At 55.7% G+C, this 16,561-nt stretch carries 13 protein-coding genes; 1 reads left to right on the forward strand and 12 read right to left on the reverse strand.

The features are described from left to right. Positions 1–23: 23 nt before the first annotated feature. The 8 genes from PQU98_RS12735 to PQU98_RS12770 all read right to left on the reverse strand — a co-directional run bounded on the left by PQU98_RS12735 (position 24) and on the right by PQU98_RS12770 (position 11,002). The gene (locus PQU98_RS12735) at positions 24–2,885 is read right to left on the reverse strand and encodes a TonB-dependent receptor (protein WP_272745316.1); all 2,862 of its coding nucleotides are present in this window, start codon (positions 2,883–2,885) and stop codon (positions 24–26) included. A gap of 296 nt (positions 2,886–3,181) precedes the next feature. Further along, positions 3,182–4,027 (reverse strand): 2-keto-4-pentenoate hydratase, encoded by an 846-nt coding sequence (locus PQU98_RS12740; RefSeq protein WP_272745317.1) that lies wholly within the window; start codon positions 4,025–4,027, stop codon positions 3,182–3,184. Further along, positions 4,027–5,202: a glycoside hydrolase family 88/105 protein gene (locus PQU98_RS12745; protein WP_272745318.1), complete on the reverse strand. Its 1,176-nt coding sequence runs from the start codon at positions 5,200–5,202 to the stop codon at positions 4,027–4,029. Before PQU98_RS12745 ends, PQU98_RS12740 begins: the two co-directional genes overlap by 1 nt. Next, a complete protein-coding gene (locus tag PQU98_RS12750) occupies positions 5,199–6,758 on the reverse strand; it encodes a glycoside hydrolase family 28 protein (protein ID WP_272745319.1) in 1,560 nt (519 codons plus the stop codon). Before PQU98_RS12750 ends, PQU98_RS12745 begins: the two co-directional genes overlap by 4 nt. A 2-nt stretch (positions 6,759–6,760) precedes the next feature. Next, positions 6,761–8,089 carry an ABC transporter substrate-binding protein gene (locus tag PQU98_RS12755; protein ID WP_272745320.1) on the reverse strand — a complete coding sequence of 443 codons (1,329 nt, stop codon included), beginning with the start codon at positions 8,087–8,089 and terminating at the stop codon, positions 6,761–6,763. Positions 8,090–8,092: 3 nt separating this feature from the next. Continuing rightward, entirely contained in the window at positions 8,093–8,968 is an 876-nt protein-coding gene (locus PQU98_RS12760; protein WP_272745321.1) for a carbohydrate ABC transporter permease, read from the reverse strand. Continuing rightward, the gene (locus tag PQU98_RS12765) at positions 8,965–9,909 is read right to left on the reverse strand and encodes a carbohydrate ABC transporter permease (protein WP_272745322.1); all 945 of its coding nucleotides are present in this window, start codon (positions 9,907–9,909) and stop codon (positions 8,965–8,967) included. Before PQU98_RS12765 ends, PQU98_RS12760 begins: the two co-directional genes overlap by 4 nt. Further along, positions 9,878–11,002, reverse strand: coding sequence for an ABC transporter ATP-binding protein (locus PQU98_RS12770; RefSeq protein WP_272745323.1), 1,125 nt, complete (start codon positions 11,000–11,002; stop codon positions 9,878–9,880). The genes PQU98_RS12765 and PQU98_RS12770 overlap by 32 nt, the downstream gene beginning before the upstream one ends. Positions 11,003–11,181: 179 nt before the next feature. On the opposite strand from PQU98_RS12770, the gene PQU98_RS12775 reads away from it, so the two are divergent. After that, complete coding sequence (locus tag PQU98_RS12775) at positions 11,182–11,820, forward strand: RpiB/LacA/LacB family sugar-phosphate isomerase (RefSeq protein ID WP_226744050.1); 639 nt, start codon at positions 11,182–11,184, stop codon at positions 11,818–11,820. Positions 11,821–11,899: 79 nt separating this feature from the next. Here the strand turns inward: PQU98_RS12775 and kduD are convergent, their stop codons facing one another. The 4 genes from kduD to PQU98_RS12795 form a co-directional block, all read right to left on the reverse strand. Next, the gene (gene kduD, locus PQU98_RS12780; RefSeq protein WP_272745324.1) at positions 11,900–12,655 is read right to left on the reverse strand and encodes a 2-dehydro-3-deoxy-D-gluconate 5-dehydrogenase KduD; all 756 of its coding nucleotides are present in this window, start codon (positions 12,653–12,655) and stop codon (positions 11,900–11,902) included. Between the two features lie 174 nt (positions 12,656–12,829). After that, positions 12,830–13,696 carry a 5-dehydro-4-deoxy-D-glucuronate isomerase gene (kduI, locus tag PQU98_RS12785; protein WP_272745325.1) on the reverse strand — a complete coding sequence of 289 codons (867 nt, stop codon included), beginning with the start codon at positions 13,694–13,696 and terminating at the stop codon, positions 12,830–12,832. Between the two features lie 75 nt (positions 13,697–13,771). Beyond that, a complete protein-coding gene (gene uxaC / locus PQU98_RS12790) occupies positions 13,772–15,184 on the reverse strand; it encodes a glucuronate isomerase (protein ID WP_272745326.1) in 1,413 nt (470 codons plus the stop codon). Between the two features lie 140 nt (positions 15,185–15,324). Beyond that, positions 15,325–16,428 carry a LacI family DNA-binding transcriptional regulator gene (locus PQU98_RS12795; RefSeq protein ID WP_272745327.1) on the reverse strand — a complete coding sequence of 368 codons (1,104 nt, stop codon included), beginning with the start codon at positions 16,426–16,428 and terminating at the stop codon, positions 15,325–15,327. Positions 16,429–16,561 lie beyond the last annotated feature (133 nt).

The raw sequence follows: 16,561 nt of genomic DNA on the forward strand, positions 1-16,561 counted from the left end.
CTTCGGCGCACCGATCTCATGAATTAATATTTGTAACGGATGCCAAACAGGAAAGACCGTCCTGACCTGGTGTATTCCAGAAGCGCGTCCTGATTGGTGTTACCGGTCAAGGCTTGATTATAGGCATTGTAGCGGTCATCGGCTTCGTCACTCAGGTTAATGCCTTCGAACGATAAGGTAACATTGTCCGTTAACTGATAGGTGGCCGACATGTCGTAGTTCAGGGTCTCATTCTTGCCCTGGAAGTCCGCGCCGCTGCCGGGCAACAGGTTGGTCAGATACCGCGAACGGTAGGCTGCCGACACACGCGCTGAGAACTTCTCGGTTTCATAATAGAGCGTGGCGTTCCAGGATTCCGGTGACATGCCCAGAAGGTCTTCGGTACGGGTGGTGGTCGAAGTCGTCGATGTCCGGTAGGCAATCTGCGATTCAACGTGGGTATAGTTCACAATGCCGCCAAAGTTTTTCAGCAGGCCGGGTAAGAAAGTGAACGGCTTTTGCAGGCTAATCTCATAGCCTCTGAGTGTGCCGCCCGGTGTTGAAATCGGGTTGGTCACAACATAGTTCGTGCTGCCTGTCTGGCCATTCGGCAGAAGATCAAGCGGCAGGCCCAGATCACTGTAAGGTGCTGTGTAGTTAAAGTTCTGAATATAGCTGCTGATATCCTTTTGGAAAAAACCGATTGAGAACAGCGTGTCCTTATCGGCGTACCATTCAAAATTCAGATCGTAATTGGTCGAGCGGAACGGATCCAGCATCGGGTTGCCGCCGGTATAGGTCAGGGTTGAGGTATTCAGCGTCCCCCCCGGCGTCAGGTTGGTGAGTAAGGGCCGTGCCATCGTTTTAGCCGCGGCAAATCGGATAAAGACGTTGTCCAGCGGCTCAATAGAGACGTTCAGGGCCGGCAAGGTGTCATTATAAGTCCGGTCAACCGACACGTAGGTGGTCGCTGTCAAATAGCCTTCGGTGTGCTGATTGGTTTCGACATATCGGACGCCAAGATTGCCTTTGACCGGCATATTGCCAAGCTGGGTTCTGAAATCGATTTGCGCATAGAGGCTGTTATCGACTTCGCTGGCCGCCCGGTTGAGGCCGCGGGCCCCGCCGACGCTGGACGTACCGGTGGTGAAATCCCCATAAGAATTGACGCAGTTACATTCAAAATTAATCGCAGCGACGATCTTATCGACATCCGGCACCAGCCATGAACTGCCAAAGCCCTCAACGGTTCGGGAGATGTTGGCAATATTGGCATTGAGGAAGGTGGCGGCGGCTGCGGGCACATTTTCATTAGCGCGGCGGGCCTGACGGGTCAAAAAGTCGTATTCTTTACGCGCGACACCAAACTTTAGTTTGTAATCAGACGTCAGATCATATTCGAGATCCAGCTTGGCGGTTTTGAATTCATTATCCGTTTTGTTCGGACGAATACGCACCAATGAGGCATCGCCTGCCGTTGTGGCTGACGAATAGGCCCAGTAACAGGCCTGATTGACTGTACAGCCATTTTTGGTGGCGTAGTTGAATGTCGGGTTACGAGAATCGGTAAAATCATAGGAATAACCGTCGACATCGTAAGCATCGAACGACAGGGTCGTCTGACGCGGATTATCCTGAACCGATTTTGAAGATCCCAATATTACCTTGGCTTTCAGGCGGTCGGTAAACTGATGATCGACAATCAGATTCAACTGGCCAAAGGTAGATGACTGATCGTCGAAGCGCATTTCGGAGCGAATATCGACATCATTGAAACTAGCCTTGGTGATCGTACCGGTGCCGTCGATGGTGTAGTTATAAATATCCGATTGCGGATTACCCTGACCGCCGCGGCTGAAGGACAGAGCTTCCAGATAATGCTCTGTGCGGTCAGCCCGGAACTTTGAGTACATGGCCTCTAAGGTGACTAAGGTGCTGTCGCTCGGGCGCATCTGGAATGCACCGGTCACGCCCAGACGTTTTTGATCATAGCTTAGGCGGCCATAGCGCGGAATGCGTGGGTGCAGGGCGTTTGAGATGGCCAGTGCCTCTCCGGTCAAAGTGCCCGTGGTCGGTATAGCGGTAAAGCTCGACCCGCCATTGGTGGAATAGCTTTGGAAACGTGCGCCGGAGGTTTGGTTGAACGCATTTTCCCAACGTACAGTCGAGGGGCCTTCTTCAAACAGATTGCGTTCCGAATAGGCGACCGACAACAGTGCGCCCAGCTTGCCGTCAGCCCAGCGGTTGGAGATCAGCATGGTCAGGCGCGGGCTGGTATCTTCTGAGCGGTCATTGTAAGCCGCTTGTGCGCCGGCGGCGAAGGTGAAGCCTTTATAATCAAACGGTCGGGACGCCTGAAGATCGACCGTAGCCCCCAGCGAGCCCTCATCGATTTCGGCTGATTGCGATTTACGCACGGTCAGCGATTTAAACAGCTCGGACGCAAAAACGTTGAAATCGAAGCCGCGATCAAGGTTGGCGCCGGTTGAATCCTTACCGCCTGTGGTCGCCAAAGCTTCAAGGCCATTGATGCGAACGCGCGTAAAGGTCGGGCCCAGGCCGCGAACCGTAATCGTACGGCCTTCGCCGCCATCACGATCAATGGCAATGCCCGGAATACGTTGCAGGGACTCAGCCAGATTATTGTCCGGAAAATCAGCAATATCTTCGGCGCTGATGACATCGACAATCCCCAGATCCTGCTTTTTGGTGCTGATTGAACTTTGCAGCGAACCGCGGAAGCCGGTAACGACTACGGTTTCGACATCTTCGGCGGGTGCTGCATCCTGAGCAAAGGCGGCGGTGCCGAGCGATGCGGCCATCAGGACGGCCAGCGATGCTCCGAAGCGGATGCGGGCACGATAAATTTTAGGCGCACCTGTAGCGTGCGTGATTTTGGCAGGCATAGATCAACTCCCCGTTTTTGCCATTGATCATACCCCTCACGATGAGGTGGTTGATCAGTCATTGTTTTAAGAGCCCTGATAGGGCGCCCGTTCTGGCTAAAATCTGACACCGGTGTCATTTGAGTTTGATGTTATGACACCGGTGGCATATGGTACGCATAGATGATTTAATAAAACAAGTATGGAAATGACGTTGTTGTCAAAAGTGGCAATTCTGCCATATTTTTGGGTGTCCAGATGCCGCAAAAGCGGCATTTTCAGCCGCTTTTGGCATAGGTTTCGCTTTTATGGGTAAATCAAGTCAGCTCTGAGTTGCCAGATTCAAGGCGGTAGGTTTGCAATTTTAACTCAATCTGAGACAGATTTGGGCTGTCGAACTTGACCGTCGAAGATTGTCCGATCAGGATATCATGAATACCAGTGGTCGCCCCCGATGAGATGAGCTGACCTTTGCGCAATGGTTTTCCACGACGGGCCAGATGCCCGGCCAGCCAGCCGATGGCTTTGAGCGGGCCGCCCGGCATGGTGAACAGGCCGCCCTGACCCACCACGTGTCCGTCAATCTCAGTGGTGGCGCGAAACGCCTTCACGGCATTTTCATCCAGATCGCCGACCGTAGACGTCTCGTCAAAGGCCATCAGTTGCGGTCCCAAAATCAGGCCGAAATTATTGCCGAAGTCCGAGGCCACGACGGTAGGGCCCAACTTGTTTATGGTCGGTAAGGGCGATCCGGCCATCTCAATGCCTGCGAACATGGCGTCGATTAAATTGAGCGCTTCCGCCTCAGTGTAATCGGTCTTGGCCACCGGCGCGTCCTTACCGATACGGAAGATGTATTCGGCTTCAACGGCGGCAAAGCCATGCTCAAACACCGGCACATGAACGGGTTCGCCACTATAGAGCTTGAACATCGGTTGAAAGATCGGGCCGGCCAGACGCTCGGTGCCGTGTTCGGCCTGTTTTTCCGGCGCCAGACGGCCGATTTTCCAGCCAATAACCGGCTTGTCCCACAGGGCAATGGCCTGATCCTGAATGAAGTAGGATTCATCCAGAACCGAAGGGATCGTGCCGGGATAGTCGTTGAGCGCCGTGGCGGCACGGCGCGCACTTACGAAGTTTTTGGCAATATCTTTTAACGGCATCAGACTTTTCCTTCATTCAGGCCTTCACTCAGGCTCCACATCAGCGCCCCGACACCCTTGGGGTCATTAGGGGTGATTTTTTCAGACATATAATACTCAAACGTACCGTCGCGATAGGGCACATTGCCAAGTCCCGCCACGCCGCAAATGCCATTCAGCGTTGACGGCGTTAGGAAGCGGTCAATGGCGGCCTGAAGGCTGTCGCGTCCGGCTTTTTGTTCAGTTTCGCCCACAATACCCAGCCGTGCCGCCTTCATCAAACCATAAGCGATCATCAGGGAGGCCGAGGCTTCTTCGTAATTGCCCGCACGATCACCCTGATCTACCACCTGATACCACAGGCCATTATCAGAGCGAAACTTCAGCAGACCGTTTAGGGTGTTGCGGGTAATGCGGGCCAATTCGGCGCGTAAAGCGTCATCAAAGCCGTTTGAATGTTCATAGGATTCAACCAGAGCCCCGATCCACCAGCCCATAGATCGTCCCCAGACATTGGGCGACAGACCCGTCTCCGGATTCGACCAGCGCTCCGCGCGGCTTTCGTCCCAGCCGTGGAAATAAAGGCCGTTATCTTTTTTCAGCAGGCGATCGACACTGGAAAACTGCTGCACGCTGTCGGCAAACAAAGCTTCATTGCCGGTGATACGGGCATAGGCGACCTGAAACGGCTGGGCCATGAACAGGCCGTCGAGCCATACTTGATGCGGGTAAATCTGCTTATGCCAGTAGTTGCCGGACTGGGTGCGTGGATGGTTTTTCAACTGGGCGAACTGGATATCCATCGCCTTACGGAAACGATCCTCACCGGTGATTTCATAGAGCGGAAACAGAATCTTGCCGCCATTAATGTGGTCGATATTATACTCGGTCGGCAAGAAGGTCGGCATGGAACCATCAGGCAAGACACGGGTTTCCATCTCCTTCAGGATATAGTCCAGAAAGGCTTCATCACCGGTCGTCTGATAAAGGTCGAGCGCGCCTTTCCAGACGATGCCGTCTTCATAGTTCCAGAACGGACGGTACGGTTCCCAGCTTTTGAAGTAGTTGCCGATAAACACGGGCACCTGTGCGCCGAATGCCGACAGGGTGCGGATAGTGGCGTTGCTGATCGTGAAGGCCCGACGCATAGGTGCGTCAATGACATCAACGGGGATGTTGTGGGATAGATTCATCATAGGACGTTTTCCAGTTCGATGTCCTGCCCCAGATAGCCTTTGAGGGACAGGTTACTGAGGCGGACATTGCGGGCATTGCAGATGTAGAGCCCTTTGCGGGCGACGGCGGGAATCGAGGCGGCCATGTCGGGGAAGCCGGCATCAGCGGTCTCGGCAAAACTAACCCTGAAATCGTCGATATGGATGCCGTCGATCGGCTGTTCCGGTAGGCCGAGCAGATAGGCGGCCGCGTGGCGGGTCTGGTCGCAATGGATGTGCGTCAGAGTGATCTCACCGATAAAGGGCGTGCGGTCATCAACAGGCAATGGACTGCGGTTACCGACATAATCGGTCTTGCCGTCCGGATCGCACCAGTAAAAGCTGTTGATCACAAAGGCTGTGCCGACATTTTTCATGCGGATATTGTCAAAGCGGATATGGGCTGCCACGGCATCCTTACCGCGCCCGCGCCGGGTTTTGATCCGCAGGCCGCGATCCGTACCGGTAAACAGGCAATCGCGCACCGTGACATCATAAATGCCTGAGGCCATTTCAGATCCAACCACGACCGCGCCGTGACCATCCTGCATCCAGCAGTTGGAAATCGTCACCCGCCGCGTCGGGCGAAGCGCTTTGCGGGTCATGCTGATCTTGCCGGATTTCAGCGCGATGCAGTCGTCCCCAACCGTGAAATGCACGCCGCATATTTTAACGTCGGTGCAGCTTTCGGGGTTGAGGCCATCGGTATTGGGACTGTCGGACGGGGCCTTGATCTTAAGGTTGGTGAAGGTCAGCCAGCGACTGTTCAGGGGGTGGATCGTCCATGACGGACTGTTGGCGACCGTGAGGCCCTCACAGGTGATTTTCTCACTGTCGATGATCGAGATCAGCCGCGGCCGCCAGGCGGTGTGATCACCGTCGCCAAACGGCACCTTGGGGCGCGACCACCAGGTGTCGAAACCGGCGCGGCCATCGATTTCACCCTCGCCATAGACCATGACATTGCGGGCGGCGATGATATTGATCAAAGCGGCATGACAATTGAGCGCCTCACCTTCCCATGACCCCAGCCAGACCTTTTCCCGCCCTTCGTCGTCATAGAGTATGCCGGGCAGGATCGGCCATCCCGTGAGGTCGCGCCGCCCCAACAGGCGGGCGTCTTTAGCGATCTCAAGCGCCATATCACTTTTCAGAAACAGCGGTCCGCTGACATAATTACCATCTGACAGCCGCACCCGGCCATCACTGGGGCAGGCGGAAATGGCAGCCTGCAAGGCGGCGGTGTCGTCAGCGATACCATCGCCTCTGGCCCCAAAGGCGCGTGGATCAAGCACGGCCTTGCACCGGACGGTTCGGGCGACCAGTTCTTCGCCGTTCACCGTCACCTTATAGAGCGTATCCGGCGTGAGGCCCGTCAGTGTAAACACATTCAGATCGGTGGTGAGTTTAAGCACGCCATCGACGTAGACCTTACGCGCCGCGTCCGCCCGGTAGATGCTGCCATCGCTGATTTCAAAGCTAAGCGACGTCGGCAAATCAGCAATCAGGTTCAGGCGCGGTATCTCATCTCGTGGCATGGTTAGCGGATGACCCGGTGCAGTATGGCGTTGATGTCATCGTAAAGCGCATCGCCCGCCTGTTCGAGTGTGATCTTGCCGTATCCAAACGATTCCAGAATATCCTGAAAACCGTCACGGACGCGCGGATGCTCGAAATAGGGGCTTTCCAGCACATTTATGGGCAGACGGGCCAGCATGTCTTCGCTGTCTTGCTGAAGCTTGCCGATCAGACCATCCTCACGCAGGATAGCTTGCGCGGCTTTGGAGACCGGCACGCCGCGCTTGGTTTCCATCGCCCGCACCCCTTCCGGGTCGTTGAGCAGGAAGTTGATCAGCATGGCCGATTCCCTCGGGTGCTGGGATTTGGCGTTGACAGCGAACATCATCGACGGCCGGTACAGTAACCCGGCATCGGTCGCCCCTGGCCGCATGGGATAGGGCGCCAGCGCCACTTCCTGCTTTCCGGCCAGAGTGTCGGTGTATTTCTCAATGGCACTGTTCCATTGATAGGTGCCGGCAAATTCGCCGTTGATCCACGGTCGCATTTCCTGCTGCGGCAGATAGCCGTAAGAGGCCCGCACCTGCGCGCTGGGCCAGACATGATCGCGGATCATCTTCGCATAAAACCCGGCATATTCGTGCATATCGGCGCGGGTGCAGTTAAGTGATTTGGTCTCAGAATTGACCAGCGCCTTACCCGTCTTTTGCACAATGTATGACCGCGCCAGAGCAATAAAGTCCTGAAACAGGCCATCGAGCGGATAATAGGCATCGCCGAGCTTTGCCTTGAACTGCGGCCCGCGCGCGAAGAGCGCGTCCCAGGTATCGGGCAGGCTTAAGCCCGCCTTATCATAGGTGGTTTTGTTGAGGTACATCAGGCGGGCAGCATTGGAAATGGCCACCGCATTGAGCTTGCCCTTCGTTGTCCCCATCGACAGGGTGCGGGCATCAAACTGGCTGAAATCGATCTCGTTCTTATACTGATTGAGGTCTGTGAAACCTTCGCCATCGCGCGAAAACAGGGTCTGCCAGTACCAGTTGATCTGCATGACATCCGGGGCGGTCTCGCCGGCGATCTGGGTCGTCAGGCGCTCCAGATGGCCGGTAAAGCCGGTATATTCGCCGCGCACCCGAATGTGAGGGTGGCGTTTTTCAAACCGTTGCAGGGCATTGAGCGTGGCTTTGTGCGCCGATGTGCCGCCCCACCAACTCATCCGCAGGGTGATAGCCCCGCCGTCTGACGATGACGTTGTGCTCTGTGAGCAGGCTGACAGGCCGGTGAGTGCGGCGGCCCCCAGTAACACCTTGCGGCGGTGGAGCCTTAGGGCGTCAAGAGTTGTATGCGACATAGCTTACCCCTTCACCGCGCCGGAGGTGATGCCCTCAACAAAGTATTTCTGGGCGAGGAAGAACAGGATTAGGGACGGTGCCAGGGCAATGGTCGACATGGCCAGAATCTCGTTCCATGAGGTCGCTTCGGTCACGTCGATCGACATTTTGAGCGCCAGCGCCACCGGATATTTCTCGACTGACGACAGATAGATCAGGGGCTGGAGAAAATCATTCATCGACCACATGAACTGGAACAGGGCGACTGAGATAATGGCGGGCAGGATCACCGGTGCGACCACCAGCGTCAGCACCTGAAAACTGTTACAGCCATCCATGACGGCGGCCTCTTCCATTTCCATAGGCAGGGAGCGCATGAACTGGATGATCATGAAGACGAAGAAGCCTTCAACCGCAAAGGCCTGCGGGGCGATCAGCGGCAGATAGGTATCAAGCCAGCCAAATTCACGGAACATCAGATATTGCGGGATCAGCAGCACCGATTTTGGCAAAAGCACGGTCGCCATAAGCAGCGCAAACAACAGATTGCGACCCGGAATGGCAAAACGGGCAAACCCATAGGCGACGATGACCGAAGAGATGACCGTTACGATCACCTTGGGCACCACGATCTTCATGGTGTTGATCAGATAGGTCGCAAAGGTATATTCGGTCGAGGTCTCCCAACCCTTTTTAAAGCCATTCAGCGTCGGCTCTTTCGGGATAAAACCGATTGAGGAAAAAATTTCCTGATTGTTCTTGAACGATCCGCCGATCATCCAGAACAACGGATAAAGCATCATAAAACCGATAGCGATCAGAATGCCATAACGCAGGAAGGCATTGATGACTGGCAGGTGTTTACGCCATCCGGCGTCAGCGGGTGCGGACACGCTCATTTCTTGTCTCCCCGATTCTTATCACTCTCTTGGGCATAGAAGACCCAGTGCTTCTGCGACCAGAAGGCAATGGCGGTGAAGATGGCGATGATGACGAACAGCACCCACGACAGGGCCGAGGAATAGCCGAGATTGAAGTATTTGAACCCTTCCTCATAGATCATCAGCGGCAGCAGATAGCTGGATTTGAGCGGGCCGCCGCCGGTAATAATGTAGGGGCCGTTAAACTCCTGAAACGCCTGCACGATCTGCATGATGAAGTTGAAGAACAGCACCGGGGTCAAAAGCGGTAGGGTGATCATCCAGAACTGACGCATCCGTGAGGCGCCGTCGAGGTCTGCGGCTTCATAAAGGTCTTCGGGGATGGCCTTGAGGCCCGCCAGAAACACCACCATCGCTGAGCCGAACTGCCACAGGCGCAAAAGGATGATCGAGAACATGGCGGTGTTGGGTTCCCCCAGCCAGTTGACGCCGGTAATGCCGATCATCTCCAAGGCTTGATTAATCAGGCCGTCGCCCGCGAACACAAAGCGCCAGACAATGGCGATGGCGACCGAACCGCCAAGGATCGACGGCAGGTAATAGGCCGTGCGGAAAAAGCCGATGGCGCGCAGTTTGAAGTTCAGCACCACCGCAATAAACAGCGCAAAAGCCAGCTTCAGCGGCACGGTGATGAACACGTAGAAAAACGTGACACCGAGCGATTTCTGAAACGTCGCGTCGCGGCCCATTTCGGTATAGTTCTGAAGGCCGGTAAAATTGGCGCTACCCAACTGATCCTGCAATTGCGCGTCGGTCAGGCTGAGGACGAATGAGGCCACAAACGGAAAGGCTGTAAACAGCAAAAAGCCGATGACGAACGGAGCGACATAGAGGGCACCGATTTTCTTGTCATTGAACATGGCGGCCTCACACCACGTCGGGGTTGAAATCGAGCGCATGTCCAAGCGCCAGACCATCCGCGTCAAAGATATGAGCGCGCTTAAGGTCGATGGTCAGTGCCACTTCCTGATGGTTATGAACGGCCGTTTCGCCGTCCAGCTTGATGATGATCGGCTCGCACTCAAATTCTTTCAGGGCGACATAGGCGAAGGTCTCACCGCCCAAACGCTCAATCAGGGTGACATAGCCGGTCAGGTGCGCCTCTGCGCCTGGGGCGGCGAGGCTCAAAGATTCCGGGCGCAGGCCCAATTGGATTTTATCGGATGTGGGTTTCGAGACATCCTTGCGCGGAATGATCAGCGAGCCTTGTGCCGTCTGGATACGCACACTGTCGGAGGTCGCCCCGGCGTAGGTTGCTGGCAGGATATTCATCCGCGGCGAGCCGATAAATCCGGCCACAAACAAATTGGCCGGATGGCGATACAGCGTCATCGGTGATCCGACCTGCTCAACCAGACCGGCGCGCAGCACAACAATCTTGTCGGCCAAGGTCATGGCCTCAACCTGATCGTGGGTCACATAGACCGAGGTCGCACCCAGCTTGCGGTGCAGACGGGCGATCTCAACGCGCATCTGACCGCGCAAAGAGGCATCGAGATTGGACAGCGGTTCATCGAACAAAAACACATCCGGTTCACGCACAATGGCGCGACCGATGGCGACGCGTTGTCTTTGCCCGCCGGATAGCGCCTTGGGGCGGCGTTGCAGCAGATGGTCCAGTTGCAGAATCTCAGCAACCTCATGAACCTTGGCGCGGATTTCGGCCTTGGGGCGGCCCTGAATTTTGAGGGCAAAGGCAATGTTGTCTTCGACCGTCATGTGCGGATAAAGGGCGTAGGACTGGAACACCATCGCCACGCCGCGCTTGGACGGATGAGCATAGGTCACGTCCTTATCGGCGATAACAATTTCACCCGAAGTTGGCGTCTCTAACCCTGCGATCAGGCGCAGCAATGTGGATTTGCCGCACCCTGATGGCCCGACAAAGACGACCAGTTCGCCCTTTTTGACATCAAGGCTTACGCCCTTGATGACATCGGTGCCGTTAAACGATTTGGTGACGGCGCTAAGCCTTACGCTGCTTGAAGTCACATTTCCCCGCTGTACATTTTGTTATTTTTGCTGTTGAGAACCTTAGTATAGGAAACCGGTGTCATTTTCAACGCCGATTATGAATTAAGCTGACATTTGGGCTTATGCGGGCTTGCTGAGACGGCCTTCGGCGGCTATTTGAGGCTGCAACTCATCACAACTATGAAAAAGGATATGCCATGAAGATTGCTTTGATCAACGAGAACAGCCAGGCCGCCAAGAACGGCATCATTTTCGACGCGCTTAAGACGGTTGCCGAACCGCTTGGTCACACGGTTTTTAACTATGGCATGTACGGCGCCGAAGATAAGGCCTCACTGACCTACGTCATGAACGGCCTGCTGGCGGGTATCCTGCTGAACTCAAAGGCGGCTGATTTCGTCGTCACCGGTTGCGGCACCGGCATGGGCGCCATGCTGGCCTGTAACTCGATGCCGGGCGTTTTCTGCGGTCTGGTGATCGACCCGACCGACGCCTTCCTGTTTGGCCAGATCAATGACGGCAACGCCATTTCCATGCCTTACGCCAAGGGCTTTGGCTGGGCGGCCGAACTGAACCTGCAGGACGTGTACCGTAAGCTGTTCGACGGTGAGCGCGGTCTGGGCTACCCGAAAGAGCGCGCCGAAATCATGGCCAAGAACCGTGGCATCCTGAAAGACCTCAAGGCCGCGTCGTGTAAGGACATGCTGACCGTCCTCAAGACCGTTGATCAGGATCTGCTGAAGGCCGCGGTCGCCGGTGAGAAGTTCTCGGAATACTTCTTTGCCAATGCGCAGGACGAAGAGATCAAGGCTTACATCAAAGGTCTTGTCGGTTAAGCGATTATCGCCTTAGCGCACAAAAAACCCCTTCCGTGTAAACGGAAGGGGTTTTCTTTTGAGCTAAATTCAGGCTGGGTTAGCGGGCCAACCAACCTCCGTCTACCGGGATGACCGAGCCGTTGACGTAATCCGAGGCGCGTGAGGCCAGGAACACAGCGGTGCCGCCGAGGTCGGCCGGATCACCCCAGCGGGCGGCCGGAATACGGTCGAGGATCGACTTGTTGCGGGCTTCGTCGGCGCGGATCTGAGCCGTGTTGTCAGTTGACATATAACCCGGTGCGATGGCGTTGATATTGACGCCCTTGGCGGCCCATTCGTTGGCCAGCAAGCGGGTGATGCCGGCAATGCCCGACTTTGACGCCGTATAGGACGGGACGCGGATGCCGCCCTGGAACGACAGCATCGAAGCGATGTTGATGATCTTGCCGTAGCCGTTGGCGATGAAGTGCTTGCCCGCGGCCTGCGACATGAAGAAGGCCGACTTGATGTTGACGTTCATGACGTCGTCCCAGTCTTTTTCCGAGAAATCAACCGCGTCAGCGCGGCGGATCAGGCCGGCATTGTTGACGAGGATATCGAGACCGCCGAGGCCTTCGAGGGTTTCCTTGATGATGCGGTCAACGGGCTCAATTGAGATCAGGTTGGCGTCGATATTGATGAATTTACGGCCTAGTGCCTTGATCTTTTCACCGGTTTCATCGGCGGGCACGATGCCGGCGGCGGCGATGTCGGCACCGGCTTCAGCCAGTGCAATGGCGATGCCTTGGCCCAGGCCCGTATTGGCACCGGTGACCAGAGCAACCTTGCCGGTCAGATCGAATGGATGTGTCATGATAGAGTCCTTTTTGCTTTCGGCCCTGATGTTAAAAGCGAGTTATATCGATCCCGCTCACTTAATGAATTATGTCAAAAATTTCTGAAGGGCCGCCCCGATGAAATTTTTGTCCTCACTGATTGCGAGGATAAGTACACTGAGGCCGTAAGGCCGAGGGACTTCTCCTCGATGTTATTTAAGTTGACAGATATCGAGTACGTTCATGTCGGTGTAGTCGAGATTTTCCCCGCCCATCGCCCAGATGAAGGTGTAGTTCGACGTGCCCGCGCCCATGTGGATCGACCACGGTGGTGACACGACGGCTTCGTCATTTTGCATGATGATGTGACGGCAGTTATCCGGCTCACCCATGAAGTGGAAGACGCGGTCATTGTCGCCAAGGTTATAGTAGAAATAAACCTCTGAGCGGCGGTCATGCAGGTGCGGCGGCATGGTATTCCACACCGAACCGGGGGCCAGTTCGGTCAGGCCGAGCAGAAGCTGGCACGACTTGGCGGTGGTGGGCACGATATACTGATAGATGACGCGCTGGTTCGATTGCTCCAGCGAACCGCGCTCCAGCGGAACCGCCTTATCGATCGAAATCTTGACGGTCTCATAGCGCTGATGGGCAGGCGTCGAGGTCAGATAATATTTAGCCGGGTTTGCCGCATTATCCGATTTAAACAGAACCTCAGCCGTGCCCATCGGCACATAAAGACCGTCCTTTTGGGCCAGCGTATAGTCAACGCCGTCGATAGTGACGACCCCAGCGCCGGAGCCGACATTGATGATGCCCAGTTCGCGCCGCTCCAGAAACGGATGACCGGCGGCCGACGCCGGTTCGGTCTGATCCGGCAGTTTGACAACCTCATTCACCGGGGCCGCGCCACCAATGACGAAGCGTTCAAAATGCGTGTAATTCAGGACGATCTCATCGGCTTTGAACAGGCCGCCCATGTGGTACTTATCGCGCAAATCCTGATTGCCGACATTGGTCATCATGTCAGGGTGAGTGGCGTACAAGGTCTTGGAATAGATCGAATGTTTATCGCACATGGCAAGCCCTCAAAGCGGGGAACAGATGCTTCGATCAATCAAATCGAAGCATCTTAAATCACGTTTGATCCACCCTTAAAGCTTATAGGCCGCTTTGGGAAGATTATATGTGAGATCTTTAATCGTCTGCGCCGCCTCATCAAGTTCCAGCCGGTGCTCGGCCACCAGTCGCGCCAGGAAATTGGCATCGATACGGCGGGCGACATCGTGACGGGCCGGGATCGACAGGAAGGCGCGGGTGTCATCATTGAAGCCGACGGTGTTGTAGAAGCCCGCGGTCTCCGTCACCTGCTCGCGGAAGCGGGTCATGCCTTCGGGCGAGTCGTGGAACCACCAGGAGGGGCCGAGCTTAAGGATCGGATAGTGACCGGCCAGAGGCGCCAGTTCGCGCGAATAACTGGTTTCATCAAGCGTAAACAGAATGACCGTCAGGTCTTTTTCATTGCCAAACGCGTCCAGCAAGGGTTTCAGATCGTTGACATAGTTGGTCGGCAGCGGGATATCGCAGCCCTTATCGCGGCCATAGGTCTCAAACACTTTGAGGTTATGGTTGCGGAAGGCGCCGGGGTGAATCTGCATGGTCAGGCCGTCATCCAGCGACATGCGCGCCATTTCGGTCAGCATCTGAGCCCGGAACAACTCGGCATCATCAAGGCTGAACCCGCCACGAATGATGCGGTTAAACAGGGCCTCTGCGTCAACAGGCGACAGATTGGCGGTCTTTGCTGTCGGGTGACCGTGGTCGGTCGAGGTCGCACCCATAGTCATGAAAAAGTCGCGGCGGTTGCGGTGGGCGCGCAGATAGCCTTTCCAGCTATAGACATCCTCACCGGACAGCTCACCAAAAATTTTCAGCTTGGCCTTGAAGTCTTCATGCTCAGCATCGATCACCGGGTCGGGGCGATAGGCGGTGACGACGCGGCCGTTCCAGCCGGTGTCCTTGATTTTCTGGTGATGCTCCAGTGTATCGGTCGGTGATTCCGTTGTCGCCAGCAGTTCGATGTTGAAGCGCTCAAACAGGGCGCGCGGAAGGTAAGCGTCGGACGCCAGTAACTCACCGATACGGTCGAAATAGAAATCCGCCGTCTCTTCGCTCAGCTTGACCTCAAAGCCCATGATCTGGTCGAACACATAGCCCATCCACATCGAGGTTGGCGTACCACGAAACAGGTGCTGGTTTTTGGCAAAAATTTTCCAGGCTTCACGCGCATCGGCAGGGCTGGGGCCGGCCTTGGAGCCGACGCCGACATCGTCCATAGCAATGCCCTGCGAATAGAGCATGCGATAGATATAATGATCAGGTGCCAGAAATAGCTGGGTAGCATTGCCGAAAGACTCGTTATCTGCAAACCACTGCGGATCAGTATGGCCGTGAGGGCTGAGGATCGGGAAATCTTTGACGAGTGCGTACAGTTCGCGGGCAATGGCGCGTTGGGACGGATCGCTGGAAAAGAGGCGATCTTCATTCAGTTTCAAGGCTTCGGGCATGTATTCGTTACCAATAATTATGAAGCGCCGCGCCTTTTCGTGGGGCGGTCAATTCAGCTACTCCCTGCCTCCATAGGTAACCGGTGTCATCGCATTTGTCCAGAGACTATTTGCGACGGTATCTCAGGCAATGGCCGGAATTAGGGTTTAAAGTTTTTTGGAACGGGGGCGGTGGAATCGCGCACTACCAAAGCCGCATCAAAAACCGTGGTGTGTTTGCGGTGATCTTCCTGATCGATAAGAGTTTCTGCCGCCATGCGGCCCATATCACGGATCGGCAGGCGCACGGTCGTCAGTGCCGGATAGACGCGCGCGGCCAGCGGACTGTCATCAAAGCCGATAATGCTGAGATCGCCGGGTACTGACAGGCCCATTTGCAAGGCGACCTTATAGACGCCGATGGCCATTTCATCGTTGGAGGCAAAAATAGCGGTGGGCCGGTCAGGATGGCTTAGGATTTTCTGACCCGCCTCGAAACCGGACTCAAAGGAGTAGGCCCCTTCGGCGGTAATTTCAGGGTCAATATCGAGTCCGTGGGCCTTAAGGCCTTCGGCAAAGCCCTGACGGCGCTCCTTGGCGGAAGCATAGGTGTGCGGGCCTTCGATAAAGCCGATGCGGCGATGGCCGAGGGAGACCAGATGGTCGGCGGCCTGCTGGCAGCCCATGCGGTCGCGCGACACGACCTGAGAGGTCTTGATCGGCGGGGAATTATCGTCACCATGTCGGGCGGTGATGCGCACGAACGGCACCGCCAGTTCTTCTAACACCTGGATCAGTTGCCGGTTTTCCGCGATCGGCGGCAGCAGGATCACACCTGACAGGCGTTGCAGTTCCACAAAGTCGCGGATTTCTTCAAGGAAGCTGTCTGAGGTTTTATCGCAGGGGTGGACCACCAGTTCGATGCCGGAGCCGCGCACCTTATCCAGAATACCCATCTGCATGTTGACGATATACTGGGCATTAGGGTTGTCGTAGATCAGCCCCAGCAGAAACGACCGGCGAAACGCCAGTCCGCGCGCCTGCGGATCGGGCCGGAAGCCAATGCGGGCGATGATAGCGTTGACGGCTTCGCGGGTTTCCTCACGCACTGACGGTGAGTTATTGATGATCCGGGAGACGGTTTTTTTGGATACCCGCGCCAGAGCCGCGACATCATTGATGGTCGCTTTTTTGCGCCGCTTCAGGAACTCTTCGACAGGGTCTGCGGCGGATTTAACAGGCTGAGTTTGGGGGGGTAAAGTCATGGGCTCCCGGTCGTTCGTTTAAGTTATGTGTAAAGTGCGTCGGTTATGATGACAAGATGCACGAAAGCCGTGGGAGGGGTGGCCAGATCGGCATGTATATGTTTTAGCGGACGGAGTTCGGGTGTAAGATGGG

The sequence above is a fragment of the Asticcacaulis machinosus genome (assembly GCF_028550435.1).
Lineage (GTDB): Bacteria > Pseudomonadota > Alphaproteobacteria > Caulobacterales > Caulobacteraceae > Asticcacaulis > Asticcacaulis machinosus.